Origin of the sequence: Streptomyces sp. NBC_01429 (assembly GCF_036231945.1) — a bacterium.
In the GTDB taxonomy this organism is placed as follows: domain Bacteria; phylum Actinomycetota; class Actinomycetes; order Streptomycetales; family Streptomycetaceae; genus Streptomyces.
The window spans coordinates 6,180,659-6,207,344 of record NZ_CP109599.1 but is presented as its reverse complement, the minus strand read 5'-3'; the positions used below and the strand labels follow the sequence as shown (position 1 = coordinate 6,207,344).

Below are 26,686 nucleotides of genomic sequence, written 5' to 3'. Positions count from 1 at the left end.
GCGGGCGCGGCCGCCGAGGGTGGGTCTGCCGGTCCCAGGAAAAGGCGAACGACCGTGATGTGGCGTGCGGGGTCCAGTATCGGAAACACCACAGCCCACCACGGAAGGACCCCTCACATGAAGGCCGCCCAGATCACCGGTTACGGGGCGTCCGACGTCCTGCGGGTCAACGACGTCGACCGCCCCGCCCCCGCCGCGGGCGAGGTCCTGGTGTCGGTCGAGGCGTCCAGCGTGAACGGACACGACGTGATCATCCGCTCGGGGGAACTCCGCATCGTGTCGGGACGCCGTTTCCCCCTCGGTGCCGGTCTGGACTTCGCGGGCGTCGTCGTCGAGACCGGCGCCGACGTCGAGGGCCACCGGGCCGGCGACCGGGTGTGGGGCACGGTGCATCCCCGCCGGCGGCACACCACCGGTGGGGCGGCCGAGTACGTCGTGGTCTCCGCGGACCGCCTCGCGACCGCCCCGGCGGGCATCTCCCCGACCGACGCGGCCTCCCTGGTCGTCGCGGGCACGACGGCGCTGATCGCGCTGCGGGACACCGTGCACCTCGCGAGCGGGGAACGCGTCCTGATCCGGGGCGCGGCGGGCGGAGTCGGCACGGCCGCCGTACAGCTGGCGCACGCGCAGGGCTGCCACGTCACCGCGCTGGCCCGCGACCGCCACGCCGAAACGCTCACCGCCCTCGGCGCCGACCAGGTCCTCGACTACGGCTCCACCACCTCGGACCGGATCGGTCCGTTCGACGTCATCGTCGACATGGTCGGCACGGAACTGCACTGCTACCGGAGCCGGCTGGCCAAGGGCGGCCGGATGGTCACCGTCGGCCTCTCCGCCCCCGCCCTGGCCGCGATCGCGGCATCGACCGTGCACGGCCCGCGCCGCATCCGCACCTTCAGCGCGAACCCCGACACCGCCGTACTGCGCGACCTGGCCGCCCACGTCACCTCGGGCGCGCTGCGCCCGGTGGTCGACAGCGTCCACCCGCTCGCGGACATCGCGGCGGCGCACCGGGCGTTCGAGCGCGGCGGCGTCGTGGGCAAGCAGGTGATCGAGGTGGCGACGTCCTGACGGCGCACCGAACTCCCGCGCCTGACCCACGTCGGACCCGCGCCGGAAGGCTGTCGTCATCCGCGGTGGTGACAGAGAAGGGCCATCCCTACCCGTGCCCTCGGGCGCGACTGCGCCCGGCAGTCGACAACGGGATAGTTGCGGTGCGTGACGGAGTGCGGGTACCCGCTCGCGACAGTAGTTCTACGGTGCCAGAGTGCGCAGGACGCAGAACTCGTTGCCCTCGGGGTCTGCCATGACCACCCAGTTTCGGTCTGCGCCCTGCCCCGCATCCGTCTTGGTGGCGCCGAGGCCGAGCAATCTGGTCACCTCGTCCTCGGTGCTGCCGTCGATCGGGCAGGTCTTTCGCTTCGGTAGCTCCTTGATCAGCTGCTCGATGCGCACACGGGTCTCGGGCGGGAGGACCACGCGGAGGTGATCAGCGTCGAGGGCCACCGCCGCATGCGCACCCTGTCCCCCGACCGCGCCCTGCGCGCGTACCGTCTGGGCGCGCAGGTCACGCCGCAGCTCGTGTGGCTGTAGCCGGGATCAGGGTTCGGCCCCGGCCCCGGAGCCGAACCCCGAGACGGGCGGATCGAAACGTGCGAGGGCCCCGTCGACCGGTCCGGTCGACGGGGCCCTCGCACGCGCCGTCACAGCGCGGCGCGGCGCGGCGCTCAGACGTTGAAGCCCAGCGCCCGCAGCTGCTCGCGGCCGTCGTCGGTGATCTTGTCCGGGCCCCACGGGGGCATCCAGACCCAGTTGATCTTCAGCTCGTTGACGATGCCGTCCGTCGCCGACTTCGCCTGGTCCTCGATCACATCCGTCAGCGGACAGGCCGCCGACGTCAGGGTCATGTCCAGGGTGGCGATGTTCGCGTCGTCGATGTGGATGCCGTAGATCAGCCCGAGGTTGACGACGTCGATCCCCAGCTCGGGGTCGACCACGTCGTACAGCGCCTCGCGGACCTCCTCCTCGGAGGCCGGCTTCATCGTCACGGTGTCGTTCTCGCTCATGCCGTCTCCTTCAGAGGGTCGTCGCCCGAATCGTCGCCCGCGCCGGCTCCCAGCGCCTGGGCCGTGGCGTCCTTCCATGCCATCCAGGACAGCAGGGCGCACTTGACCCGGGCCGGGTACTTCGAGACGCCGGCGAACGCGACCGCGTCCTCCAGCACCTCCTCCATCGCGTCGTCCGGCTCCAGCTGGCCCCTGGACTGCATCAGCTCCAGGAAGGTGCCCTGGATCTTCCGCGCCTCGGCCAGCTCCTTGCCGACCAGCAGGTCGTTGAGCACGGACGCGCTGGCCTGGCTGATGGAGCAGCCCTGGCCCTCGTACGAGACGTCCGCGATCCGCGAGCCCTCGTACCGCACCCGCAGGGTGATCTCGTCACCGCAGGTCGGGTTCACATGGTGCACCTCGGCGTCGCCGTCCCGCAGACCGCGCCCGTGCGGGTGCTTGTAGTGGTCCAGGATGACGTCCTGGTACATCGAATCCAGCTTCACGGCTCAGTCCTCGACCCTCATCCGAAGAAGTTACGGACGTGCTCCAGCCCGTCGACCAGAGCGTCCACCTCGGCCGGAGTGGAGTACAGATAGAAAGACGCTCGCGTGGTCGCGGGAATTCCGTACCGCAGGCAGACCGGACGGGCGCAGTGGTGGCCGACCCGTACCGCGATGCCCTGCTCGTCGAGTACCTGCCCCACATCGTGCGGGTGGATGTCGCCGAGGGTGAAGGAGATCGTGGCGCCCCGGTCCTCGGCCGTCGTCGGGCCGATGATCCGCAGGTCGGGGACGTCCAGCAGGCGCTGGACCGCGTACTCGGTGATCGCGTGCTCATGCTCGGCGATCTTGTCCATGCCGATCGCGGACAGGTAGTCCACGGCCGCGCCGAGGCCGACGGCCTGGGCGATCGGGGGTGTACCGGCCTCGAACTTGTGCGGCGCCGGGGCGTAGGTGGACGAGTGCATCGACACGGTCTCGATCATCTCCCCGCCGCCCAGGAACGGCGGCAGGTCCTCCAGCAGCTCCTGGCGGCCCCACAGGACGCCGATGCCGGTCGGTCCGACCATCTTGTGGCCGGTGAAGGCCACGAAGTCCGCCTGGAGCGCCTGGACGTCGAGCACCTGGTGCGGTGCCGCCTGCGAGGCGTCGATGCAGACCAGCGCGCCGACCTCCTGGGCGCGGCGGACGATCGCCTCGACCGGGTTCTGGGTGCCCAGGATGTTGGAGACGAGCACGAAGGAGACGATCTTCGTCTTCTCGGTGATGACCTCGTTGATGTTGGACAGGTCGAGCCGGCCGTCGTCGGTGATGCCGAACCACTTCAGCTTCGCGCCGGTGCGCTGCGCGAGCAGCTGCCACGGGACGATGTTGGAGTGGTGCTCCATCTCCGTGATGACGATCTCGGTCTCGTGGTCCACCCGGTAGGGCTCGTCGGCGAAGCCGAGCATGTTGGCCACGAGGTTGAGCGACTCGGACGCGTTCTTGGTGAATATCACCTCGTCGCGGCTCGGCGCGTTGATGAACGCGGCGACCTTGTCACGGGCGCCCTCGTACAGCGCCGTGGCCTCCTCGGCGATGGTGTACACGCCGCGGTGGACGTTCGCATTGTGCTGCTCGTAGTACTCGGCGAGCGCGTCGAGGACCTGGCGCGGCTTCTGCGAGGTCGCCGCGGAGTCCAGGTACACGAGCTTCTTGCCGTGGATCACCCGATCGAGGATCGGGAAATCCTTGCGGAGCGCCTCGTCCAGGAGGCGGTCCGACGTGGGGAGAAGGCCCGGCAGCTGTGTCACGCGGTGACGCCACCCTTCACGTACGCCTCGTAGCCCTCGTTCTCCAGCTTGTCGGCCAGCTCGGCGCCGCCGGACTCGGCGATGCGGCCCTGGGCGAAGACGTGCACGAAGTCGGGCTTGATGTAGCGGAGGATCCGCGTGTAGTGCGTGATCAGCAGGGTGCCGACCTCGCCGGTCTCGCGGACGCGGTTGACGCCCTCGGAGACGACGCGCAGGGCGTCGACGTCGAGGCCGGAGTCGGTCTCGTCCAGGATCGCGACCTTGGGCTTGAGCAGTTCGAGCTGGAGGATCTCGTGGCGCTTCTTCTCGCCGCCGGAGAAGCCCTCGTTGAGGCTGCGCTCGGCGAAGGCCGGGTCCATCTGGAGGCGCTCCATGGTCTCGCGCACCTCCTTGACCCAGGTGCGCAGCTTGGGGGCCTCGCCGCGGACGGCGGTGGCCGAGGTGCGCAGGAAGTTGGAGACGGAGACGCCGGGGACCTCGACGGGGTACTGCATCGCCAGGAAGAGACCGGCGCGGGCGCGCTCGTCGACGGTCATCTCCAGGACGTTCTCGCCGTCCAGGGTGACGGTGCCGCCGGTGATGGTGTACTTCGGGTGGCCGGCGAGGGAGTAGGCGAGGGTCGACTTGCCGGAGCCGTTGGGGCCCATGATGGCGTGCGTCTCGCCCTGCTTCACGGTGAGGTCGACACCGCGCAGGATCTCCTTCGTGGCGTTCTCCGCCTCGACAGTGACGTGCAGGTCGTGGATTTCAAGCGTTGCCATGGGTGACTCAGGACTCCTGGGTGACGGAGACGAGCACATCGTCCCCTTGGATCTTTACGGGGTATACGGGGACGGGGCGCGTCGCGGGAAGGCCGGACGGCTTGCCGGTACGGAGGTCGAAGCTGGAACCGTGCAGCCAGCACTCGATCATGCAGTCCTCGACCTCGCCCTCCGAGAGGGACACGTTCGCGTGCGAGCAGATGTCGTTGATCGCGAACACCTCGCCCTCGGTGCGGACGACGGAGACGGGCGTGCCGTCGAGTTCCACCCGCTTCGGGGTGTCCTCCTCCAGCTCGCTCAGCCCACAGGCACGGACGAAGGTCATCAGACCGTTGCCTCCAGCTCCGCCTCGATCTTGGTCATCAGCCGCTCCTCGACGTCCGGCAGTCCGATCTGCTGGACCAGCTCGGCGAAGAAGCCGCGGACCACCAGTCGGCGGGCCTCGGTCTCCGGGATGCCGCGGGCCATCAGGTAGAAGAGCTGCTCGTCGTCGAAGCGGCCGGTGGCCGACGCGTGACCGGCGCCGGCGATCTCGCCCGTCTCGATCTCCAGGTTCGGTACGGAGTCGACGCGGGCGCCGTCCGTGAGGACCAGGTTGCGGTTCATCTCGTACGTGTCGGTGCCCTCGGCCTGGACGCGGATGACGACGTCACCGATCCACACCGCGTGCGCGTCGGCGCCCTGGAGCGCGCCCTTGTACATGGCGTTCGACTTGCAGTGCGGGGCGTTGTGGTCGATCAGGAGGCGGTGCTCCTGGTGCTGGCCGCGGTCGGTGAAGTAGAGGCCGAACAGCTCGGCCTCGCCGCCGGGCCCCGCGTAGCGCACGCGCGGGTGGAGCCGTACGACGTCGCCGCCGAAGGTGACGACGATCGACTTGAAGGAGGCGTCGCGGCCGACCAGCGCGTTGTGCTGGGCGACGTGGACGGCCTTGTCGTCCCAGTCCTGGACGGAGACGACGGTCAGCTTGGCGCCGTCGCCGATGAGGTAGTCGACGTTGGCGGCGAACACCGCGTCGCCGGTGTGGTCGATGACCACGACCGCCTCGGCGAAGGCTCCGAGTTCGACGATCTGCTGGCCGTAGGAGACGCCGCCCTCGCCGTGGACGGTGATCCTGATCGGCTCGGTGACGACGGCCTCCTTGGGCACCGAGATGACCGAGGCCCGCTCGAAGGAGGAGTACGCCTGGGCGGCGACCCGGTCCACGGGCTCGCCGGCCCGGCCGACCCGCGCGTCGTCGCGGCCCACCGTCTCGACGGTGACGCCCTCGGGGGCGGTCACCTCGACAGTGACGCCGTCCGTCGCGACGGCCGTACCGTCGTGCAGCCCGCGCAGGCGCTCCAGCGGCGTGAACCGCCACTCCTCCTCGCGACCGTGCGGGACGGGGAAGTCCGCGACGTCGAAGGACGGGGGCGCGCTCATGCGCGTGGCGACGGTCGACTCGGCGGCCACCGCGATCGAACCGGCGGTGGTGGAACCCACCGGAATGTTCTGAGCCTCAGCCATGGCTGTCGTCGTGCTCTCTCTCTGCCTCTGCGTAGGGAATGCGTTCGCGGTCGCCGCCGGGATACCCCGGCGGCGGCGTCGGTCGGTGCTGGTCGGCGCCGTCAGCCGACCGACCCCTCCATCTGAAGCTCGATCAGCCGGTTCAGCTCCAGCGCGTACTCCATGGGCAGCTCCTTGGCGATCGGCTCGACGAAGCCGCGCACGATCATCGCCATCGCCTCGAACTCCGTCATGCCGCGGCTCATCAGGTAGAAGAGCTGGTCCTCGGAGACCTTGGAGACGGTCGCCTCGTGGCCCATGGACACGTCGTCCTCGCGGACGTCCACGTACGGGTAGGTATCGGAGCGCGAGATGGTGTCGACCAGCAGCGCGTCACAGAGCACGTTGGACTTGGAGCCCTCGGCGCCCTCGCCGATCTCGATCAGACCGCGGTAGGAGGTGCGGCCGCCACCGCGCGCCACCGACTTGGAGACGATGTTGGACGAGGTGTTCGGGGCCATGTGGACCATCTTGGCGCCGGCGTCCTGGTGCTGGCCCTCGCCCGCGAAGGCGATGGACAGGGTCTCGCCCTTGGCGTGCTCGCCCATCAGGTAGACGGCGGGGTACTTCATGGTGACCTTGGAGCCGATGTTGCCGTCGACCCATTCCATCGTCGCGCCCTCGTAGGCCACGGCGCGCTTGGTCACCAGGTTGTAGACGTTGTTCGACCAGTTCTGGATGGTCGTGTAGCGGCAGCGGCCGCCCTTCTTGACGATGATCTCGACCACGGCGCTGTGCAGCGAGTCCGAGGAGTAGATCGGGGCGGTACAGCCCTCGACGTAGTGGACGTAGGCGTCCTCGTCGACGATGATCAGCGTCCGCTCGAACTGGCCCATGTTCTCCGTGTTGATACGGAAGTAGGCCTGGAGCGGGATGTCGACCTGCACGCCCTTCGGCACGTAGATGAACGATCCGCCGGACCACACGGACGTGTTGAGCGAGGCGAACTTGTTGTCGCCGACCGGGATCACCGTGCCGAAGTACTCCTGGAACAGCTCCGGGTGCTCCTTCAGCGCGGTGTCGGTGTCCTGGAAGATGACACCCTTCTCCTCCAGGTCCTCACGGATCTGGTGGTAGACCACCTCGGACTCGTACTGCGCGGCGACACCGGCGACCAGGCGCTGCTTCTCCGCCTCCGGGATGCCGAGCTTGTCGTACGTGTTCTTGATGTCCTCGGGCAGCTCCTCCCACGAAGCGGCCTGCTTCTCGGTGGAGCGCACGAAGTACTTGATGTTGTCGAAGTCGATGCCCGACAGGTCCGAGCCCCAGTTGGGCATGGGCTTCTTGTCGAACAGCCGCAGGCCCTTGAGGCGCAGCTTCAGCATCCACTCCGGCTCGTTCTTCTTCTCCGAGATGTCGCGGACGACGGCCTCGGAGAGACCGCGCTTGGCCGCGGCGCCTGCGGCGTCGGAGTCGGCCCAGCCGAATTCGTACGTACCCAGACCTTCAAGCTCAGGGTGGGCAGTCTCCGTGGGGAGCGTCATGCGGGGTTCCTCCCGGCTGTGCTTTCAGAAGCGTGATGGGTGGTCTGTGCGGGTGGTGGAGTCTGTGGTGGCTGTGGAGTGGCGCGGGGGATGAACGTCGTGCAGACACCGTCACCGTGGGCGATGGTGGCCAGTCGCTGCACATGTGTCCCGAGCAGCTGGGAGAAGAATTCCGTCTCCGCCTCGCACAGCTGGGGGAACTGCTCGGCGACATGCGCGACCGGGCAGTGGTGCTGGCAGAGCTGTTCGCCCTGCCGGTTCGGCGCGCCGCGAGCCGTAGCAGCGTACCCGTCCGCGCTCAGCGCCTCGGCGAGTGCCTTGGTGCGCCCGTCGGGACCGGCGGCCTCGACGGCCGAGCGGTAGCCCTCGGCCTGGTCGGCGATACGGGCCCGGGCGAAGGCGGCCACGGCGGCCTCGCCCCGCTCCCCGCCGCCGGCCGCGGTGGCGATCCAGCGCAGGGCGTCGGCGGCGAGCTGGTCGTAGGACTGGTCGAAGGCGTCCCGGCCGCAGTCGGTCAGGGCGAACGCCTTCGCGGGCCTGCCACGTCCTCGTGAGCCGTAGACTCGCTGGTCGCGCGGCTCCACCACGGAATCCGCGACCAAGGCGTCCAGATGGCGGCGGACGGCGGCCTGAGTGAGCCCGAGGCGCCCCGCCAGCTCGGAGACGGTGGACGGGCCGTGGTCCAGGATGGAGCGCGCGACCCGGTTGCGAGTGGAGTGCTCACCGGTCGCGAGTTCCTCCTGGGGAGCCTCGCCAACGTATTTCACAACGCCATTGTTGCGTAATTCCTTCGACGGCGGCAACCGCCGCCCCGCGCGGCCGACGGTGCCCTTCATCACTAAGGGTTACCTAAGAAATAGGGCGGAAGCGGGCCGGCGGCGGGCGGTCGCGGGGTTTCCGCCCCGCCGGGCCCGGCCACGATCCACCGGAAAGGCCCCCCTAGACTTCCGGGCATGCAACAGGTCTCCCCGGGTGGCTCCGTGCCCGACAGTCTCGTAGAGGTACGGGGGCTGGTGAAGCGGTACGGGACCAAGACCGCGGTCGACGGCCTCGACCTGGTGGTGCGCGCCGGTACGGTCACCGCCGTGCTCGGCCCCAACGGCGCGGGCAAGACCACCACCGTCGAGACCTGCGAGGGATACCGCCGCCCGGACGCCGGGACCGTACGCGTCCTCGGCCTCGACCCCGTCGCCGACGCCGCCCGGCTGCGCCCGCGCATCGGCGTGATGCTCCAGTCCGGAGGCGTGTACTCCGGCGCGCGCGCCGACGAGATGCTGCGCCACATGGCCCGGCTGCACGCGCACCCGCTGGACGTGGACACGCTGATCGAGCGCCTCGGCCTGGGCAGCTGCGGCCGTACCACCTACCGGCGGCTCTCCGGCGGCCAGCAGCAGCGGCTCGCGCTGGCGCTGGCGGTGGTCGGCCGGCCCGAGCTGGTCTTCCTGGACGAGCCGACCGCCGGGCTCGACCCGCAGGCCCGCCGCTCCACCTGGGAGCTGGTCCGCGAGCTGCGCGCCGACGGCGTCGGCACCGTGCTGACCACGCACTTCATGGACGAGGCCGAGGCACTGGCCGACGATGTCGTGATCATCGACGCGGGCCGGGTCATCGCCCAGGGCAGCCCCGAGGAGCTGTGCCGGGGCGGCGCGGAGAACACCCTGCGCTTCACCGGCCGCCCCGCGCTCGACCTCGGCTCCCTGCTGAAGGCCCTGCCCGACGGCACGGCCGCCGCCGAGCTGTCGCCCGGCGTGTACCGGATCAGCGGCGGGATCGATCCGCAGCTGCTGGCCACGGTGGCCTCCTGGTGCGCGCAGCACGGGGTGATGGCGGACGGGATCTCCGTCGAGCGGCGCACGCTGGAGGACGTCTTCCTCGAACTGACCGGCAAGGAGCTGCGTCCATGAGCACAGGGACCCCCGACACGGGGACCCACGCGGGCGCCGGCGCGTACGCCCCGGCGCCCGGAGCGGCCCCGCTGCTCCGGATGATCGCGGCACAGACGGCGTTCGAGACGAAGCTGCTGCTGCGCAACGGCGAGCAACTGCTGCTGACGGTGATCATCCCGTCGCTGCTGCTGGTGCTCTTCTCGACGGTGGACATCGTCGACACCGGTTCGGGCGCGGCGGTCGACTTCCTCGCTCCTGGCATCCTCGCGCTGGCCGTGATGTCCACGGCCTTCACCGGCCAGGCCATCGCGACGGGCTTCGAGCGGCGGTACGGGGTGCTCAAGCGGCTCGCGGTGTCGCCGCTGCCGCGCTGGGCGCTGATGACGGCGAAGTCGTTCTCCGTACTGGCCACCGAGGTGTTCCAGATCGTGCTGCTCGCGGTGATCGCCTTCGCGCTCGGCTGGTCGCCGCACGGCAATCCGTTCGCCGTGCTGCTGCTGCTCGTGCTGGGCACGGCGGCGTTCTCCGGGATCGGGCTGCTGATGGCGGGCACGCTCAGGGCGGAGGCGACCCTGGCGGCGGCGAACCTGGTCTTCCTGCTGCTGCTGATGGGCGGCGGGGTGATCGTGCCGCTGGACAAGTTCCCGGACGCGGCGGCCTCGGTCCTCGGGCTGCTGCCGATCTCGGCGCTCTCCGAGGGGCTGCGGGACGTCCTCCAGCACGGCGCGGCGATGCCGTGGGGCGATCTGGGGATCCTCGCCGTGTGGGCGGTACTGGGGCTCGGCGCGGCCGGCCGGTTCTTCCGCTGGGAGTAGCCGGGACCCGGTCGGCGAAGGCGCCGGGACCCGCTCCCACGAGGCGAAACGTGCCGTACGTACCCCTCGTGAAATCCTGCACAAGCGCCGTCCTACGATGGTGGCCGTGTTGAACCCCCTCGCGTATATCGCTCAGCGCTGGACACCTTCACCCCGCATTCTGCGCCGCGCCGCGCTCACCGCCGTCGTGATGAGCGTGGCCATCGTCGTGACCGGCGGCGCGGTGCGGCTGACCGGTTCCGGTCTCGGCTGCGACACCTGGCCCAAGTGCACGGACGACAGCCTCATCGCCACGCCGGAGCAGGGCCTGCACGGCGCGATCGAGTTCGGCAACCGGATGCTGACGTACGTCCTGTGCGCGGCCGTGGGCTGGGCGATCATCGCGGCGCGCTCCGTGAAGCCCCGGCGCCCCGGGCTGACCAGGCTCGCCTGGTCGCAGTTCTGGCTGGTGATGGGCAACGGTGTCATCGGCGGCATCACGGTGCTGACGGCCCTCAACCCGTGGACCGTGGCAGGTCACTTCCTCCTCGCCAGCGCCCTGCTCACCGTCACCACGCTCACCTGGCTGCGCACCCACGAGGGCGACGGCGCTCCCCGCCCGCGCGTCCCGCGTCCGGTGCGCAAGCTGTCCTGGGCGCTGGTCGTCTCCTCGGTGATACTGATCGCGGCGGGTACGACGGTGACGGGGTCGGGCCGGCACGCGGGCGACAGCAGCGACGTGCCGAGGATGCCGTTCGACTATGTGACCGCCGCCCATGTGCACGCGGTGTTCGCCTGGGTCGTCTGCGCGCTGGCGGTGGCGATGTGGCTGACGCTGCGCGTGGTGGACGCCCCGCTCGACACCCGGGCGCGGGCCCGGGATCTGCTGCTGGTGCTGCTCGCGCAGGGCGCCATCGGCTATGTGCAGTACTTCACCGACACCCCGGAGATCCTGGTCGGGATCCACATGCTCGGCTCGTGCCTGGTGTGGATCGCCGTGCTGCGGGTCGCGATGAGCACCCGGGAGCGCCCGCACACCACGGCGGAGATCCCGGCCCAGCCGACGGATCCGGCGCTGTCGACGGTCTGACCCCCGGTCGGCCCGGCCCTCGTCCCGCTCTCAGCCCGCCGCCGGAAGTCCGTACACGCGGCGGGCGTTGCCCCCGGCGATCATCCCCGCGACCCGCCGGGCGTCTCCGGGCGACCACGCCCCGTCGGCGACCCAGCCGCCGAGGACCCGCTCCAGCGCCTCCCGGAAGGTCTGGGCCGCCACCACGTGCAGTTCGGGCAGTCCGCGCGAGCCGCTGGAGAACATCAGCTTCCCGAACGGCGCGACGTCCAGCATCTGGGCGAGTACGGCGGCGGCCCCGGCCCCCGTGCGGGTGAGCGCGGTGCCCAGATCGGCGTACACGTGCGGGAAGACGCTCGCCAGATGCGCCGCCTGCCGGTGGTACGGGTAGCGGCCGAGGAGTACGAGATCGGCGCCGAGTCCGGCCGTGGCCGCCGCGAAAGCGGTGAGCGGCACCGGATCGGCGCTGTCGGTGCCGGTCCCCGGGAACGCGTCGTCCCGGTCACCGGGGCGCAGTTGCAGCGGCAGCCCCGTGCCGATGGCGGTCCAGAGCAGATGGCGCACGAGCAGGGGGTCGGTGAGCCGCCCGCCCGCCCGGCGCCCGGTCAGCCACCGCACGGCCGCGCCCCTGACCGCGCCGGGGCCCGGCGGCTCCGGCGCGAGGACGCCGCCGTGGGCCGTGGCGCTGACCGAGCTGAAGGCGACGGCCGTCGCCGCGGCGTGGTGCACGGACTCGGCCAGGCCCGCCAGGAAGGTGCTGGCGCCGCCCGAGACATCCGCGACGCGTTCGGCGAGACGTTCCAGCCGGACGATCTCGTGGCCGGCCGCCGCGCCCACGGCGGCCGTCTCACCGGGGCCCGCCAGATCGCCGGGCGCCGCCGGGTCGCCGGGGAGCCCGGTGTCCACCAGATAGGCGGAGATCCCGGTGGAGCGCAGCAGTCTGCGCCCGGTTTCGAGCGCGCCGAGTTCCCGGCGGCGCGCCAGGTAGTGGGCGGGCGGGCAGTGCGGTTCCAGCCCGAGTAACGGCGGGCACCAGCGCCGTACCGCGAACCCGGTCTGGGTGTCGAAGAAGGTGGTGCCGGCCGCGGGCTGTCCCACCGCCCCGCCGAGCTGTGTCTCGAACGTGCCGAGGCCCAGCTCCGTACGGAGGACACCGTGGCAGTACTGGTCCACCAGGGACGCTGTTTCGATCATCGGGATTCCCGTCGTGGACCTGGAACGCCGGCCGCTCGCCGGCCGGCGTCCTCCTGTAGTCCTAACGGATGAGCCCCCGGTCGGGTGGCGCTCCCGCCGGTGCCGGGCGCCTCAGGCGCTCCGGCGTCCACCGATCTGGAGTCCGGCCATCCGGTTCCACTCGTACGGTCCGGTGCGCACCTTGGCGGCGAACTCTCCGTCGAAGGACTCGTGGAGCGTAAGGCCCGCCCGCTCGGCCGCGCCACGCGCGATGTCGTGGGTCGGGGCGACGAGGTCGCCCCACGCGCCGTCCTCGCCGACGAGCACGATCCGGGTGCCCGCCTGCCCGATGTAGGCGAGCTGGCCCTCGGCGCCGCCGTGCTCGCGGGCGAACGCGTCGATCCGCCTGGCGAGCCGGGCGGCCCTGCGGCCCGCGCGCGCCTCGCGCCGGGCGAGGGCCCGGTCCTCGTCGCTCCGGCTGCCGCCGTCGTTCTCGTCGACCTGCTGGTTCTCTGCCATGAAAGGGATGCTACCGACGGGTAGCGAGAACGGGTAGGAAGAAAATAGAGAACGAGCGGCCGGTCAGCGCAGGAAGGGATCCACCGCGACCGCGACGAAGAGCAGCGACACATAGGTGATGGACCAGTGGAACAGCCGCATCTCCTTGAGCTTGGCGCCCTCTTTGCCCGCCTTGGCGCGGGAGTGCAGGCTGTGCGCCTCCCACAGCCAGAAGCCGCCCGCCAGCAGCGCCACCGTCGTGTAGAACCAGCCGGTGTAGCCCAGCGGGGTCAGCAGCAGCGAGACGGCGACCATCACCCAGCTGTAGAGGACGATCTGCCGCGCCACCACCCGGTTGGTCGCCACGACGGGAAGCATCGGGACGCCGACCCTCGCGTAGTCGTCCTTGACCTTCATGGACAGCGGCCAGTAGTGCGGCGGCGTCCAGAAGAACATCACGAGAAAGAGGATGACGGCGGCCCAGGACATCGAGTCGGTGACGGACGACCAGCCGATGAGTACCGGCAGACAGCCCGCGATACCGCCCCACACGATGTTCTGTGAAGTGCGCCTCTTGAGAATCATCGTGTAGACGACGACGTAGAAAAGCAGTGCGCCCAGTGCCAGCCAGGCGGAGAGCCAATTGACCAGGAATCCGAGCCAGAGAGTGGAGATCACCGCGAGGGTGAGTCCGAAGACCAATCCCTCGCGCGGCGACACCATTCCGGTGACCAGGGGGCGCTGCGACGTACGGTCCATCAGGGCGTCGATATCGCGGTCGATATACATGTTCAGCGCGTTGGCGCCGCCGGCGGAGAGATAACCGCCGACGCACGTGGCGAGTACCAGCCAGAGATCCGGCACGCCTTGCTGAGCCAGGAACATCACCGGAACAGTGGTGATGAGCAGTAGTTCGATGATTCGCGGCTTGGTCAGCGCCACGAACGCTTTGACGCGGGCCCCGAACGGCCGATGGCCACCCGAGCTCGGAGTCAGAACGACCCCTGCGGGTCGGGACTCGACGGCCGTCACGCACACCCCTGACAGAGAAATCCCAGCAAGCCACCGGCGTTAAGTCCCGGTAAAGACCTGCGCGTACCACGCCACTCTAGACGTTGCCCGCATGCCGATCCTCGCGGGGGTCGGGTCACCGGAACTCGTGTTGAACGCCCTGCGGACACGGCCCGTACACCCTGCCGAGAGCCTGCCGAGAGGCGAAGTCCTCACCCGCACCGCACCCTGGAAACGCGCTCGGAAAGATGCCAGATGCTGCGGGTAGGCTCGACAGCGAACCGGTGCGCCCAAAGACACCGGGATTCGAACATGTGGAGAGGAGCCCTGACTCAGGGTGAGCACCAAGCCGACCACCACAGACCTCGAGTGGACCGAAACGGACCGCCGGGCCGTTGACACCGCCCGCGTCCTGGCCATGGATTCCGTACAGAAGGTCGGCAACGGCCATCCGGGTACGGCCATGAGCCTCGCGCCCGCCGCGTATCTGCTCTTCCAGAAGCTCATGCGGCACGACCCCGCCGACGCGCAGTGGACGGGCCGCGACCGGTTCATCCTCTCGGCGGGTCACTCGTCGCTGACGCTCTACATCCAGCTCTACCTGGCCGGCTACGGCCTGGAGCTTTCCGACCTGGAGTCCTTCCGCACCTGGGGTTCGAAGACCCCCGGACACCCGGAGCACGGACACACCGTCGGTGTGGAGACGACCACCGGCCCGCTCGGGCAGGGGGTCGCCAACGCCGTGGGCATGGCCATGGCCGCCCGCTACGAGCGTGGCCTGTACGACCCGGACGCCGCCCCCGGCACGTCCCCCTTCGACCACACCATCTTCGCGATCGCCGGTGACGGCTGCCTCCAGGAAGGTGTCTCCGCGGAGGCGTCCTCGCTGGCCGGGCACCAGAAGCTCGGCAACCTCGTCCTGCTCTGGGACGACAATCACATCTCCATCGAGGGCGACACGGAGACCGCGGTCTCCGAGGACACCATCAAGCGGTACGAGGCGTACGGCTGGCACGTCCAGCGTGTGGCGCAGTCGCCCGACGGCGACCTCGACCCGCAGGGGCTGTACGAGGCGCTGCGGGCGGCCAAGGCCGAGACCGAGCGGCCCTCGTTCATCGCGGCCCGCTCGATCATCGCCTGGCCCGCCCCGCACGCCCAGAACACCGAGGCCGCGCACGGCTCGGCGCTCGGCGACGAGGAGGTCGCGGCGACGAAGAAGGTGCTCGGCTTCGACCCCGAGAAGTCCTTCGACGTCTCCGACGAGGTCATCACGCACACCCGTGAGGCCCTCGACCGCGGCCGTGAGGCGCGTCGTGAGTGGGACAAGGCGTTCGCCGCCTGGCGCACCGCCAACCCGGAGCGCGCGCAGACGTTCGACCGGGTGCGCGCGGGTGAACTGCCCGCCGGCTGGGAGGAGAAGCTCCCCGCCTTCGAGACCGGCAAGTCCGTCGCGACGCGCGCCGCGTCCGGCAAGGTCCTCCAGGCGCTCGGTGAGGTCATCCCCGAGCTGTGGGGCGGCTCGGCCGACCTGGCCGGCTCGAACAACACCACCATCGACAAGACGTCGTCGTTCCTCCCGGCGGGCAACCCGCTGCCGGAGGCCGACCCGTACGGCCGCACCGTGCACTACGGCATCCGCGAGCACGCCATGGGCTCGACGATGAACGGCATCTCGCTGCACGGCAACACCCGTATCTACGGCGGCACCTTCCTGGTGTTCTCCGACTACATGCGTCCGCCCGTCCGGCTCGCCGCGCTGATGAAGCTCCCGGTGACCTACGTGTGGACGCACGACTCGATCGGTCTCGGCGAGGACGGCCCGACCCACCAGCCGGTCGAGCAGCTGGCCGCGCTGCGCGCCATCCCGGGCCTCAACATCGTCCGCCCGGCCGACGCCAACGAGACGGCGATCGCCTGGCGCGAGATCCTCAAGCGCCACGACAAGGGCGCCCCGCACGGTCTGGCGCTCACCCGCCAGGGCGTGCCGACGTACGACGCCAACGAGGATGCCGCCAAGGGCGGTTACGTGCTGTTCGAGGCCGAAGGCGGCGCGCCGCAGGTCGTGCTGATCGGTACGGGCTCCGAGGTGCAGCTGGCCGTGGAGGCGCGCGAGCGGCTCCAGGCGGCGGGCGTGCCGACGCGTGTCGTGTCGATGCCGTCGGTGGAGTGGTTCGACGAGCAGGACCAGGCGTACAAGGACAGCGTGCTGCCGCCGTCCGTGAAGGCGCGCGTGGCGGTCGAGGCGGGCATCGGCCTGACCTGGCACCGTTTCGTGGGCGACGCCGGTCGCATCGTCTCGCTGGAGCACTTCGGAGCCTCGGCCGACGCGAAGATCCTCTTCCGCGAGTTCGGCTTCACCGCGGACGCGGTCACCGCCGCCGCCCGGGAATCTCTTGAGGCCTCGGCGCGCTGACGCCCATATACGAACTGTAGGAGATGCAAACCTCATGACAGACGCACTCAAGCGCCTCTCCGACGAAGGCGTCGCGATCTGGCTCGACGACCTCTCGCGCAAGCGGATCACGTCCGGCAATCTCGCCGAACTGATCGACCAGCAGCACGTGGTGGGCGTCACGACCAACCCGTCGATCTTCCAGAAGGCGATCAGCAGCGGTGACGGCTACGAGCAGCAGCTCGCCGATCTCGCCACCCGCAAGGTCACCGTCGAAGAAGCGGTCCGCATGATCACGACGGCGGACGTCCGTGACGCCGCCGACATCCTGCGTCCGGTCTTCGACGCGACGCAGGGCCAGGACGGCCGGGTCTCCATCGAGGTGGACCCGCGGCTGGCACACCACACCGAGGCGACCATCGCCGAGGCCAAGCAGCTCGCCTGGCTGGTGGACCGCCCGAACACCCTCATCAAGATCCCGGCGACCAAGGCCGGGCTGCCGGCGATCACCGAGACGATCGGCCGGGGCATCAGCGTCAACGTCACGCTGATCTTCTCGCTGGAGCGCTACCGCGAGGTCATGGCCGCCTACATCGCGGGTCTGGAGAAGGCGAAGGCCGCGGGCCTGGACCTCTCCAAGATCCACTCGGTGGCGTCCTTCTTCGTGTCCCGCGTGGACACCGAGATCGACAAGCGGCTCGACGCGCTGGACACCCCCGAGGCCAAGGCCGTCAAGGGCAAGGCCGCCCTCGCCAACGCCCGGCTCGCCTACGAGGCGTACGAGGAGGTCTTCGGCGGGGACGGCTGGGCGGACCTGGACCGGGCGCAGGCCAACAAGCAGCGTCCGCTGTGGGCCTCGACCGGCGTCAAGGACCCGGCGTACAAGGACACCCTGTACGTGGACGACCTGGTGGCCCCCAACACGGTGAACACCATGCCGGAGGCCACGCTCGACGCCACCGCCGACCACGGCCGGATCACCGGTGACACCGTGCGCGGCACCTACGACCAGGCGCGCGCCGAACTCGAAGCCGTCGCCAAGCTCGGCATCTCGTACGACGACGTCGTACAGCTGCTGGAGGACGAGGGCGTCGAGAAGTTCGAGGCCGCCTGGATTGACCTGCTCAAGTCGACCGAGGCGGAGCTCCAGCGCCTCGCCCCCTCGGAGGGCTGATCCCTTGACCGCAACCCACGGAGTGAACCCGCTCCGTGACGCCGCGGACCGACGGCTCCCGCGTATCGCGGGGCCGTCGGGCCTGGTCATCTTCGGCGTCACGGGCGATTTGTCCCGCAAAAAGCTGATGCCTGCCGTCTATGACCTCGCCAACCGTGGTCTTCTGCCGCCGGGCTTCTCCCTCATCGGCTTCGCCCGTCGCGAATGGCAGGACGAGGACTTCGCGAAGGAGGTCCACGACGCCGTCAAGGAGCACGCGCGCACGCCGTTCCGCGAGGAGGTCTGGCAGCAGCTCGTCCAGGGGATGCGCTTCGTCCAGGGCGTCTTCGACGACGACGACGCGTTCGAGAACCTGAAGGCGACGATCGCGGAGCTGGACAAGGCGCAGGGGACGGGCGGCAACTTCGCCTTCTACCTCTCCGTACCGCCGAAGTTCTTCCCGCAGGTCGTCCAGCAGCTCAAGAAGCACGGGCTCGCCGACCAGAAGGAGGGCTCCTGGCGGCGCGCCGTCATCGAGAAGCCCTTCGGCCACGACCTGGACTCGGCGATCGAGCTGAACAAGGTCGTCCACGAGGTCTTCCCGTCCAACGAGGTCTTCCGGATCGACCACTATCTGGGCAAGGAGACCGTCCAGAACATCCTGGCGCTGCGCTTCGCCAACACCCTCTTCGAGCCGATCTGGAACCGGTCGTACGTCGACCACGTACAGATCACGATGGCCGAGGACATCGGCATCGGCGGCCGGGCCGGGTACTACGACGGCATCGGCGCCGCCCGTGACGTCATCCAGAACCACCTCCTCCAACTGCTCGCGCTGACCGCGATGGAGGAGCCCGCCTCCTTCGACGCGGACGCGCTGGCGGCGGAGAAGACCAAGGTGCTCGGTGCGGTGAAGCTGCCCAGGGACCTGGGCGCGCACACGGTGCGCGGGCAGTACGCGGACGGCTGGCAGGGCGGCGAGCAGGCCGTCGGCTACCTCCAGGAAGACGGCATCGACCCCCGGTCGAAGACCGACACGTACGCCGCCGTGAAGCTGGAGATCGACAACCGCCGCTGGGCGGGCGTCCCCTTCTACCTCCGTACCGGCAAGCGGCTCGGCCGCCGGGTCACCGAGATCGCGGTCGTCTTCCAGCGCGCCCCGCACTCCCCCTTCGACCACACGGCGACGGAGGAGCTGGGGCAGAACGCCCTGGTCATCCGGGTCCAGCCGGACGAGGGCGTGACCATGCGGTTCGGTTCGAAGGTGCCGGGCACCTCGATGGAGGTGCGCGACGTCTCGATGGACTTCGCGTACGGCGAGTCCTTCACGGAGTCCAGCCCCGAGGCGTACGAGCGGCTCATCCTCGATGTGCTGCTCGGCGACTCGAACCTCTTCCCGCGCGTGGAGGAGGTCGAGCTGTCCTGGAAGATCCTCGACCCGATCGAGCGCTACTGGGACAAGCACGGCAAGCCCGCGCAGTACGAGTCCGGGACCTGGGGTCCGGTCGAGGCGGACGAAATGCTCGCACGAGACGGACGGAGCTGGCGTCGGCCATGAAGATCGACCTAACGGACACCACGTCCAGCAAGATCAACAAGGCGCTGGTGCAGGGCCGCCGGGCGATCGGCACCCCCGCCATCGGCATGGTCCTCACCCTGGTCCTCGTCACCGACGAGGAGAACCAGTACGACGCGCTCAAGGCCGCCAACGACGCGTCCCGCGAGCACCCGTCGCGCAAGCTGGTCGTCGTCAAGCGGGTCTCCCGCTCGCCGCGCGACCGCGCCAAGGCGAGGCTCGACGCGGAGGTACGGGTCGGAGCCGACGCGGGCACCGGCGAGACGGTCGTGCTGCGTCTGTACGGCGACGTGATAGACCACGCCCAGTCGGTGGTGCTGCCGCTGCTCCTGCCCGACGCCCCGGTCGTCGTGTGGTGGCCGGTCAACGCGCCGGTGAACCCCGCCAAGGACTCGCTGGGCAAGCTGGCGCAGCGCCGGGTGACGGACACGTACTCCGCCGAGAACCCGGTGGAGGAGCTGACGGCCCGCGCCGACGCCTACACCCCGGGCGACACGGATCTGTCCTGGACCCGGATCACCCCGTGGCGCTCGATGGTCGCCGCCGCCCTGGACCAGGTGGACTGCAAGGTCACCTCGGTGGAGGTGGAGGGCGAGGTGCACAACCCGAGCTGTGAGCTGCTCGCCATGTGGCTCGCGAACCGGCTGCGGGTGCCGGTGCGGCGCAGTGTCTCGGGCGGCCCCGGGCTGACGGCCGTCCGGATGGAGACGACCTGCGGGCCGATCAAGCTGGACCGGGCGGACGGGTCGCTGGCGACGCTGTCCATCCAGGGCCAGCCGGACCGCGCGGTGGCGCTGAAGCGGCGGGACACCGCCGAGCTGATCGCGGAGGAGCTGCGCCGGCTGGACCCGGACGACACCTACGCGGCGTCGCTGCGCTTCGGTGTGCACCGGCTGGGTGACACGTCGCGGGCGTCGCTGTCGGCGCCCTCGCACGCGGCGTCGTCGGTCGCGTCGGGATCCGCCGGGGAGTCCTCGGACGACTCGGCGTCCTCGGTGGCCACTCCGGCCACCATGCCGAAGAAGGCGTCGCCGAAGTGAGTACGCCGCAGCTGGTCGTGCACCGCGACAAGGAGTTGATGGCGCAGGCCGCGGCGGCCCGGCTGATCACGAGGATCGTGGACGCCCAGGCCGCCAGGGGCTCCGCCTCGGTGGTGCTGACCGGTGGCCGCAACGGCAACGGGCTGCTGGCCGCGCTGGCGGCGGCGCCCGCCAGGGACGCGGTGGACTGGGCGCGGCTCGACCTGTGGTGGGGCGACGAGCGCTTCCTGCCGGAGGGCGATCCGGAGCGGAACGTCACCCAGGCCAGGGAGGCGCTGCTCGACTCGGTGCCGCTGGACCCCGCGCGGGTGCACGCGATGCCGGCCTCGGACGGTCCGTACGGCAGTGACGTGGAGGCGGCGGCCGCCGCCTACGCCACGGAGCTGGCGGCGGCCGCCCGGCCCGGGGACCACGGGCGGGTGCCGACGTTCGACGTGCTGATGCTGGGCGTCGGTCCCGACACCCATGTCGCCTCGCTCTTCCCTGAGCTGCCGGCCGTGCGGGAGACGGAGCGCACGGTGGTCGCCGTGCACGGCGCGCCCAAGCCGCCGCCGGTCCGGATCTCGCTGACGCTGCCGGCGATCCGCGCGGCGCACGAGGTGTGGCTGCTGGCGGCGGGCGAGGACAAGGCGAAGGCGGCGGAGATCGCGCTGTCGGGAGCGGGCGAGATCCAGGCCCCGGCCGCCGGGGCGTACGGCCGTGGCCGCACGCTGTGGCTGCTGGACGCGGCGGCGGCCTCGGCCCTGCCGCGCGCTCTCTATCCCCCGGCGTCCGCCTGACGCCACCACGTCGGCCCGCCCCGGTACCCTCTTCGGTCCCGGGGTGGGCCGACGTGTGTGTCGGCTTCCTGTGCCGGTGTCCCCGACGGTCAGAGGATGGCCTGGTCGGAGCGGGCCTCCAGCCGCGCGACGGCCGTACGGGCAGCGCCCACGAACCGGTCGAAGACCTCGTTGGTGGAACCGGGGCGCCCGGCGCGGGTGTTGACGCCGAACATGGCCTGGCGCAGCTCGGTGGTGATCTCCAGCTGGCCGCCCATGGAGAGGACCGTGCGGTTGGCGATGTTCAGGGGCTGCACCCCGGCGAGGGCGGGCCTGGCCGAGCCGTCGACCGTCTGGAAGCCGGCCGCTCCGAAGGCGTCGTGCAGATACTGCTTGAAGGTGTTGTTGAGGCCGCCCACCACGATGGCCTCGGGCCGGCTGCCGGCGACGCCGGCCTGTGCCGCCGTACAGCCGTGCAGGCTCAGGACGTTGAGGCTGCCGCCCGCCATCGACAGGGCCACCCGGTCGTCGCAGTTCACGGACGTGACATGCAGTTCACCGTTGTCGCTCGACCGCAGCCCCTCGAACATCCAGTAGTCGTACACCGGGCCGGTCCCGGGTCTGACCTCGAAGGTCGCCGGATGGTAGCCGGCGATACCGATGCACAGCTCGGAGGTGCCGGTCTCGATGCCGCCGCCGTGGAGGGCCATGATCGTGGTGCGGTGGAACGGGTAGGAGGCGCTGAGGCTGTTGTCGGACTTCTCGTGCCGCTTGTAGCGCCGGGCGAAGTCGGTGCCCTCCTTGCCCGCGAGCTTGGTGTAGAGGTCGGTGTTGGAGGCGTACAGGTCGTCGGCGGCGTACGCGGGGGCGGCGCCCGCCCCGGTCAGCAGGGGACCGCTCACGGCGGCGGTGGCGAGGACGGTAAGAACCGCGCGGCGGCTGGCAGTTGTCATGCCGTAATGATCCATGCGCCCTGAGACCGACCGTCACATGGGGAGTGGGGGAGCTGTGCTGCCTGACTCCGCCGCGCGGTGCGGTGCGGGGTCCCTCACGAGGAAGGGCTCCAGCAGCCCCGGTACGGCCTCGGCGGCGAAGGCGAGTCCCTCGTCCCTGGCCGCGTCGTGGACGTGGTAGGCGCCCTCGCCGGCCGCCGTGGTCGCCGTCAGCGTGAGCAGCCCGGCGCGGCGCTGGAAGTAGGACTGCTTGACCGTCCAGCCGATCACGCCGCCGCGCTGGAGCGCCACGGTCGTCCGGCGCAGGGTGCCCGAGCGCGCCACCAGATAGCCGCCGCTCAGGCCGTGGCCCAGATTGCGGTAGGCGTCGAGGGCGAGGAGTACGGCGACCGGCAGCGCCACCACGGCGCAGACCGCGGCGGCCTGGAGGAGTACGCCGGTCAGCAGCGCGCCCAGCACGGCGAGGACAGCGACCGGCGCCAGCGCGGCGGCCAGCGCCCAGCGCAGCCGCCGGCCGCGCGCGGCGCGGGGGTGCGGGGCGAGCCGGGCGGTCCGGGTCGGGGAGAACGATTCGCCCAGCACGCGCGCGGCCACCTCGTCCGCCACCGCGCGCGGCGCGGCGGGCAGCAGGGTCTTGTGGTCGGCGTGCTCGTCCTCCTCGTCCTGGGCGAGACCGGTGGCGACCGCGTCGAGCCTGGCCGCACCCGCCAGCCGTACGCCGAGCGGCTCGACCAGCTCCACCCCGCGCAGCCGGCGCTCCTCGATGGAGACCGAGCGGGAGGTGAGCAGCCCGCGGCGCACCCGCAGGGTGCCGCCGGGCTCCCGCTCCAGCCGGTAGTTCCACCACATCTCGGTCCACAGCCCGAGCGCGCCGATCACCCCGGCGAGGGCGGCGGCGGCCACGACGGAGGCGATCAGCCAGCCGAGCGGGGTGTCGTGGAAGCGGTCGTCGACCCAGTGGAACAGCCGGGCCTGTACGCCGAACCAGTCGCTCACCTGGAGCACGGCGCCGATGGAGGCGCCGCCGAGCACGGGGGCGAGGAACGAGATCGGCGCGTACCGCATCCAGCGGAGGTCGAGGACCGCCAGCATGCCGTCGCGGTCGGCGCCCGGCTCGCCGGTGACGGCGCGGGCGAGGAGGACGGTGCGCAGCCGCTCGCCCTCGGCCTTGGTCACCGGTTCCAGCTCCAGCGTGGATTCGCCGCCGGACTGTTCGCCGGTGCCGATACGGACCTTGACCAGGCCGAGTATCCGCAGCAGCGGGTGGGCGGTCAGATCGACGCTGCGGATGCGTTCACGCGCCAGGGAGCGGCGCTTGACGACGAACAGGCCCGTGTGGAGTTCGGCGCGCTCGGGCCCGACGCGGTAGCGGGTACGGCGCCAGCGGACGTACTCCCCCCACAGCCCGAGGCCGATGACCAGCACCGCGGCGGCGGCCACCCAGGACAGCGCCCGCCACAGCGGCATCCGGCCGGTCATCCCGATGGCGGTCGGGACCGCGCCGCCGAGGACGACCCCGGCGAGGACGACGGCCGTGACGAGCAGGGTGCGCGGGTCCAGCCGCCGCCACTCCCCCTCGCCGGCGGCCCCGGCCGTTTCGGCGGGGGCCACGGGGGCGCCGGGGACGACGGCTTCGGCCGCCCCCGGCAGCGGCTCCACGAACTCCACGGGCTCGCTCATGTGGCGTCCCCGGGGGTGGCCTGGGTGATGTGCGTCAGCCGCTCGGCCAGCTCGGCGGCCAGCTCGTGGTCGAGCCCCGCGATATGCACCGCGCCCTTGGACGACGCGGTGGTGACGATCACCGTGGAGAGCCGGAACAGCTGCTCCAGCGGACCGCGCACGGTGTCCACCGTCTGGATCCGGGACATCGGCGCGATCCGCCACTCCTGCCAGAAGAAGCCGGTACGGACGTAGACCGCCTCGTCCGTCACCTCCCACCGGTGCACCCGGAACCACCACACGGGCACCAGCACCGCGCAGACCAGCCCGATCACGGCCAGGACGGCGGCGGGCACCAGCAGCCAGGTCCGTGCCGGGGCGATGAGCACCCCCAGCACGGCCAGTACGGCGACCGGGACCAGGGTCAGCAGCAGCCACTGCGCGCGCCACCAGCCGACGGCGCGCGCTGCCGGTGTGTTGTTCGGCGGCCGGAGCCGTACCCCCTCCCCCATCTGCTCAGCGACCGCGCAGCGAGCGGTACGTGGCGACGAGCGCCGCCGTCGAGGTGTCCAGCCCGTCGCCCCGCGCGTTCCCGGTGAGCACGGGCTCGATCTTCTTGGCGAGGACCTTGCCCAGCTCGACGCCCCACTGGTCGAAGGAGTCGATGTTCCAGACGGCGCCCTGGACGAACACCTTGTGCTCGTACAGCGCGATCAGCTGGCCCAGCACGGACGGGGTGAGGGACTCGGCGAGGATGGTGGTGGTCGGGTGGTCGCCCTGGAACGTCTTGTGCGGCACCAGCTCCTCGGGCACGCCCTCCGCCCGTACCTCCTCGGGCGTCTTGCCGAAGGCGAGCGCCTGCGTCTGCGCGAAGAAGTTGGCCATCAGCAGGTCGTGCTGGGCGACCAGACCGGGCAGCAGATCATCGACGGGCCGGGCGAAGCCGATGAAGTCGGCCGGGATGACCTTCGTGCCCTGGTGGATCAGCTGGTAGTACGCGTGCTGGCCGTTGGTGCCGGGCGTGCCCCAGACGACGGGGCCGGTCTGCCACTCCACCGGGTCGCCGTCCCGGTCCACCGACTTGCCGTTCGACTCCATGTCCAGCTGCTGGAGGTACGCGGTGAACTTCGACAGATAGTGGCTGTACGGCAGGACCGCGTGCGACTGGGCGTCGAAGAACGCCCCGTACCAGACGCCGAGCAGCCCGAGCAGCAGCGGAGCGTTCTCCTCGGGCGGCGCGGTGCGGAAGTGCTCGTCCACGAGGTGGAAGCCGTCGAGCATCTCGCGGAACCGGTCGGGGCCGATCGCGATCATCAGGGAGAGCCCGATGGCCGAGTCGTACGAGTAGCGCCCGCCGACCCAGTCCCAGAACTCGAACATGTTCGCGGTGTCGATGCCGAAGCCGGAGACCTTCTCGGCGTTCGTGGAGAGCGCCACGAAGTGCTTGGCGACGGCGCTCTGGTCGGCGCGCAGGCCGGTCAGCAGCCAGTCGCGCGCGGAGGTGGCGTTGGTGATGGTCTCGATGGTGGTGAAGGTCTTCGACGCGATGATGAACAGCGTCTCGGCCGGGTCCAGGTCCCGGACCGCCTCGTGCAGGTCGGCGCCGTCGACGTTGGAGACGAAGCGGACCGTCAGCTCGCGGTCGGTGAAGGAGCGCAGCGCCTCGTAGGCCATCGCGGGACCGAGGTCGGAGCCGCCGATGCCGACATTGACGATGTTCTTGATGGGCCGGCCGGTGTGACCGGTCCACTCGCCGGACCTGATCCGCTCGGCGAAGGCGCTCATCTTGTCGAGAACGGCGTGCACCGCCGGTACGACGTTCTGACCGTCGACCTCGATCACGGCGTCCCGGGGGGCGCGCAGCGCGGTGTGCAGCACCGCGCGGTCCTCGGTCGTGTTGATCTTGTCCCCGCGGAACATCGCGTCCCGCAGCTCCGCCACTCCGGTGGCGACGGCCAGCTCGCGCAGCAGCGCCAGCGTCTCGTCGGTCACCAGCTGCTTGGAGTAGTCCAGATGCAGATCGCCCACCCGAAGGGTGTAACCGGTGCCGCGTGCCGGGTCGGCGGCGAACAGCTCCCGCAGCCCCGTCCCGCCCAGCTGCTCCCGGTGCTTGCCCAGCGCGCTCCACTCGGGCAGCCGGTTGAGCTTCGTGCGTCCCTCTGCGTTCATTCGGACATCAGCCCACTTCTTCTCGTGCTTGCAGACATGCCCCGCTGTCGTCCCAACCTAATTGATCAGACGGCTGTACGAGACGCGGACAAGTGCAAGGCACGCGCAGCATTCCGGCCGGACACCTCTGGGGTGCCCGGCCGGAAGAAAGGCGGGAATGCGTGGAAAACGAATTGGCTAGAATTCGCCGCGAAGCTTGGCCAGGGCTTCGGCGAGGATCGCCTCGCCGTCCGCGTCGCTGCGCCGCTCCCGTACATACGCGAGATGCGTCTTGTACGGCTCGGTGCGGGGCGGGTCCGGCGGATTGTCCCGGTCCTGGCCTGCCGGGAAGCCGCAGCGCGGGCAGTCCCACGTCTCCGGAACCTGCGCGTCGCTGGCGAAGCTCGGCACCGTCTCGTGCCTGTTGGAGCACCAGAAGGAGATGCGCAGGCGGGGCGCTGACTCGCCGCGCTCGGCCTCACCCATCGGCCCCGCTCCGACCCGGCTTCCCCGGATCGCGTTGCCACTTGCCACGGTCGTAACTCCCTGCGTGATGGTGCCGCAATGCATCGGTAGGCAGCTCCGCTGCCGGGCTGGCCAGAGTCTACGTAAGGCCCAACGCGCTTGCAGTGAAGGGAGTTACTCCCCCGACGCCCGGCGCGGAACCCCATGATAGGCCGCGCCCGCGACGTCGTACCGTACCTCTGCTCAGCTGTCCAGCTTCATCAGCAGACCCAGCACGACAATGCACGCGAACCACAGCAGACCGACAACAACGGTGATGCGGTCGAGGTTACGCTCGGCGACCGAGGAACCACCCACCGACGACTGCATTCCGCCACCGAACATGTCGGAGAGGCCGCCGCCCTTTCCCTTGTGCATCAGCACCAGCAGCATCAGCAGCAGGCTGAAGATGATGAGGGCGATCGAGAACCCCATAACCACGGCT

General features: G+C 70.5%; 27 protein-coding genes. 9 read left to right on the top strand and 18 right to left on the bottom strand.

Annotated elements, in window-relative coordinates:
- Nucleotides 1-117 precede the first annotated feature (117 nt).
- On the top strand, nucleotides 118-1,071 hold the full coding sequence (locus tag OG627_RS27290; protein ID WP_329069470.1) for an NAD(P)-dependent alcohol dehydrogenase: 954 nt from the start codon (nucleotides 118-120) through the stop codon (nucleotides 1,069-1,071).
- Between the two features lie 183 nt (nucleotides 1,072-1,254).
- Here OG627_RS27290 and OG627_RS27285 read toward each other — a convergent pair whose 3' ends face one another.
- The 9 genes from OG627_RS27285 to OG627_RS27245 all read right to left on the bottom strand — a co-directional run bounded on the left by OG627_RS27285 (nucleotide 1,255) and on the right by OG627_RS27245 (nucleotide 8,394).
- The gene (locus tag OG627_RS27285) at nucleotides 1,255-1,440 is read right to left on the bottom strand and encodes a VOC family protein (protein WP_443073656.1); all 186 of its coding nucleotides are present in this window, start codon (nucleotides 1,438-1,440) and stop codon (nucleotides 1,255-1,257) included.
- A gap of 287 nt (nucleotides 1,441-1,727) precedes the next feature.
- On the bottom strand, nucleotides 1,728-2,066 hold the full coding sequence (locus OG627_RS27280; protein WP_114626004.1) for a metal-sulfur cluster assembly factor: 339 nt from the start codon (nucleotides 2,064-2,066) through the stop codon (nucleotides 1,728-1,730).
- Nucleotides 2,063-2,551: a Fe-S cluster assembly sulfur transfer protein SufU gene (gene sufU, locus OG627_RS27275; protein WP_329069467.1), complete on the bottom strand. Its 489-nt coding sequence runs from the start codon at nucleotides 2,549-2,551 to the stop codon at nucleotides 2,063-2,065. Before sufU ends, OG627_RS27280 begins: the two co-directional genes overlap by 4 nt.
- Before the next feature lie 17 nt (nucleotides 2,552-2,568).
- Nucleotides 2,569-3,840 (bottom strand): cysteine desulfurase, encoded by a 1,272-nt coding sequence (locus tag OG627_RS27270; protein ID WP_329069465.1) that lies wholly within the window; start codon nucleotides 3,838-3,840, stop codon nucleotides 2,569-2,571.
- The gene (sufC, locus tag OG627_RS27265; RefSeq protein WP_329069463.1) at nucleotides 3,837-4,601 is read right to left on the bottom strand and encodes a Fe-S cluster assembly ATPase SufC; all 765 of its coding nucleotides are present in this window, start codon (nucleotides 4,599-4,601) and stop codon (nucleotides 3,837-3,839) included. Before sufC ends, OG627_RS27270 begins: the two co-directional genes overlap by 4 nt.
- Nucleotides 4,602-4,608: 7 nt before the next feature.
- Nucleotides 4,609-4,926, bottom strand: coding sequence for a bifunctional 3-phenylpropionate/cinnamic acid dioxygenase ferredoxin subunit (locus OG627_RS27260; protein WP_114626000.1), 318 nt, complete (start codon nucleotides 4,924-4,926; stop codon nucleotides 4,609-4,611).
- The gene (sufD, locus tag OG627_RS27255; protein WP_329069460.1) at nucleotides 4,926-6,104 is read right to left on the bottom strand and encodes a Fe-S cluster assembly protein SufD; all 1,179 of its coding nucleotides are present in this window, start codon (nucleotides 6,102-6,104) and stop codon (nucleotides 4,926-4,928) included. Before sufD ends, OG627_RS27260 begins: the two co-directional genes overlap by 1 nt.
- A gap of 101 nt (nucleotides 6,105-6,205) precedes the next feature.
- The gene (gene sufB, locus OG627_RS27250) at nucleotides 6,206-7,627 is read right to left on the bottom strand and encodes a Fe-S cluster assembly protein SufB (protein ID WP_329069458.1); all 1,422 of its coding nucleotides are present in this window, start codon (nucleotides 7,625-7,627) and stop codon (nucleotides 6,206-6,208) included.
- Complete coding sequence (locus OG627_RS27245; protein ID WP_329069457.1) at nucleotides 7,624-8,394, bottom strand: helix-turn-helix transcriptional regulator; 771 nt, start codon at nucleotides 8,392-8,394, stop codon at nucleotides 7,624-7,626. The genes sufB and OG627_RS27245 overlap by 4 nt, the downstream gene beginning before the upstream one ends.
- A gap of 186 nt (nucleotides 8,395-8,580) precedes the next feature.
- On the opposite strand from OG627_RS27245, the gene OG627_RS27240 reads away from it, so the two are divergent.
- The 3 genes from OG627_RS27240 (at nucleotide 8,581) to OG627_RS27230 (ending at nucleotide 11,397) form a co-directional block, all read left to right on the top strand.
- A complete protein-coding gene (locus tag OG627_RS27240) occupies nucleotides 8,581-9,531 on the top strand; it encodes an ABC transporter ATP-binding protein (protein WP_329069455.1) in 951 nt (316 codons plus the stop codon).
- Nucleotides 9,528-10,328 (top strand): ABC transporter permease, encoded by an 801-nt coding sequence (locus tag OG627_RS27235; protein WP_329069453.1) that lies wholly within the window; start codon nucleotides 9,528-9,530, stop codon nucleotides 10,326-10,328. The genes OG627_RS27240 and OG627_RS27235 overlap by 4 nt, the downstream gene beginning before the upstream one ends.
- Nucleotides 10,329-10,425: 97 nt before the next feature.
- Entirely contained in the window at nucleotides 10,426-11,397 is a 972-nt protein-coding gene (locus OG627_RS27230; protein ID WP_329069451.1) for a COX15/CtaA family protein, read from the top strand.
- Between the two features lie 30 nt (nucleotides 11,398-11,427).
- On the opposite strand, the gene OG627_RS27225 is transcribed toward OG627_RS27230, so the two are convergent.
- The 3 genes from OG627_RS27225 to OG627_RS27215 form a co-directional block, all read right to left on the bottom strand.
- Nucleotides 11,428-12,570, bottom strand: coding sequence for an amidohydrolase (locus OG627_RS27225; protein WP_329069449.1), 1,143 nt, complete (start codon nucleotides 12,568-12,570; stop codon nucleotides 11,428-11,430).
- A 111-nt stretch (nucleotides 12,571-12,681) separates the two neighbouring features.
- Nucleotides 12,682-13,068: a hypothetical protein gene (locus OG627_RS27220; RefSeq protein WP_329069447.1), complete on the bottom strand. Its 387-nt coding sequence runs from the start codon at nucleotides 13,066-13,068 to the stop codon at nucleotides 12,682-12,684.
- A gap of 63 nt (nucleotides 13,069-13,131) precedes the next feature.
- Entirely contained in the window at nucleotides 13,132-14,085 is a 954-nt protein-coding gene (locus OG627_RS27215) for a heme o synthase (RefSeq protein ID WP_329069445.1), read from the bottom strand.
- A 310-nt stretch (nucleotides 14,086-14,395) separates the two neighbouring features.
- Between OG627_RS27215 and tkt the strand changes: the two genes are divergently transcribed.
- Genes tkt through pgl form a run of 5 tightly spaced genes read left to right on the top strand, consistent with a single transcriptional unit; the run spans nucleotide 14,396 to nucleotide 20,998 of the window.
- Nucleotides 14,396-16,471: a transketolase gene (tkt, locus tag OG627_RS27210; protein ID WP_329069443.1), complete on the top strand. Its 2,076-nt coding sequence runs from the start codon at nucleotides 14,396-14,398 to the stop codon at nucleotides 16,469-16,471.
- Between the two features lie 34 nt (nucleotides 16,472-16,505).
- Complete coding sequence (gene tal, locus OG627_RS27205; protein ID WP_329069441.1) at nucleotides 16,506-17,624, top strand: transaldolase; 1,119 nt, start codon at nucleotides 16,506-16,508, stop codon at nucleotides 17,622-17,624.
- A gap of 4 nt (nucleotides 17,625-17,628) precedes the next feature.
- Nucleotides 17,629-19,161 carry a glucose-6-phosphate dehydrogenase gene (gene zwf / locus OG627_RS27200; RefSeq protein ID WP_329069440.1) on the top strand — a complete coding sequence of 511 codons (1,533 nt, stop codon included), beginning with the start codon at nucleotides 17,629-17,631 and terminating at the stop codon, nucleotides 19,159-19,161.
- Entirely contained in the window at nucleotides 19,158-20,219 is a 1,062-nt protein-coding gene (opcA, locus tag OG627_RS27195; RefSeq protein WP_329069438.1) for a glucose-6-phosphate dehydrogenase assembly protein OpcA, read from the top strand. The genes zwf and opcA overlap by 4 nt, the downstream gene beginning before the upstream one ends.
- Nucleotides 20,216-20,998, top strand: a complete 783-nt coding sequence (pgl, locus tag OG627_RS27190; RefSeq protein ID WP_329069436.1) for a 6-phosphogluconolactonase — start codon at nucleotides 20,216-20,218, stop codon at nucleotides 20,996-20,998. Before opcA ends, pgl begins: the two co-directional genes overlap by 4 nt.
- Before the next feature lie 89 nt (nucleotides 20,999-21,087).
- Here pgl and OG627_RS27185 read toward each other — a convergent pair whose 3' ends face one another.
- The 6 genes from OG627_RS27185 to secG all read right to left on the bottom strand — a co-directional run bounded on the left by OG627_RS27185 (nucleotide 21,088) and on the right by secG (nucleotide 26,676).
- Nucleotides 21,088-21,930 (bottom strand): poly-gamma-glutamate hydrolase family protein, encoded by an 843-nt coding sequence (locus OG627_RS27185; protein WP_329069434.1) that lies wholly within the window; start codon nucleotides 21,928-21,930, stop codon nucleotides 21,088-21,090.
- Nucleotides 21,931-21,963: 33 nt separating this feature from the next.
- A complete protein-coding gene (locus OG627_RS27180) occupies nucleotides 21,964-23,610 on the bottom strand; it encodes a PH domain-containing protein (protein ID WP_329069432.1) in 1,647 nt (548 codons plus the stop codon).
- Complete coding sequence (locus tag OG627_RS27175; protein ID WP_329069431.1) at nucleotides 23,607-24,101, bottom strand: PH domain-containing protein; 495 nt, start codon at nucleotides 24,099-24,101, stop codon at nucleotides 23,607-23,609. Before OG627_RS27175 ends, OG627_RS27180 begins: the two co-directional genes overlap by 4 nt.
- A gap of 4 nt (nucleotides 24,102-24,105) precedes the next feature.
- Nucleotides 24,106-25,758 carry a glucose-6-phosphate isomerase gene (gene pgi, locus OG627_RS27170; RefSeq protein WP_329069429.1) on the bottom strand — a complete coding sequence of 551 codons (1,653 nt, stop codon included), beginning with the start codon at nucleotides 25,756-25,758 and terminating at the stop codon, nucleotides 24,106-24,108.
- Nucleotides 25,759-25,935: 177 nt separating this feature from the next.
- The gene (locus OG627_RS27165) at nucleotides 25,936-26,271 is read right to left on the bottom strand and encodes an RNA polymerase-binding protein RbpA (protein ID WP_443073548.1); all 336 of its coding nucleotides are present in this window, start codon (nucleotides 26,269-26,271) and stop codon (nucleotides 25,936-25,938) included.
- 174 nt (nucleotides 26,272-26,445) lie between these two features.
- Entirely contained in the window at nucleotides 26,446-26,676 is a 231-nt protein-coding gene (gene secG, locus OG627_RS27160; RefSeq protein ID WP_329069427.1) for a preprotein translocase subunit SecG, read from the bottom strand.
- Nucleotides 26,677-26,686: the final 10 nt, after the last annotated feature.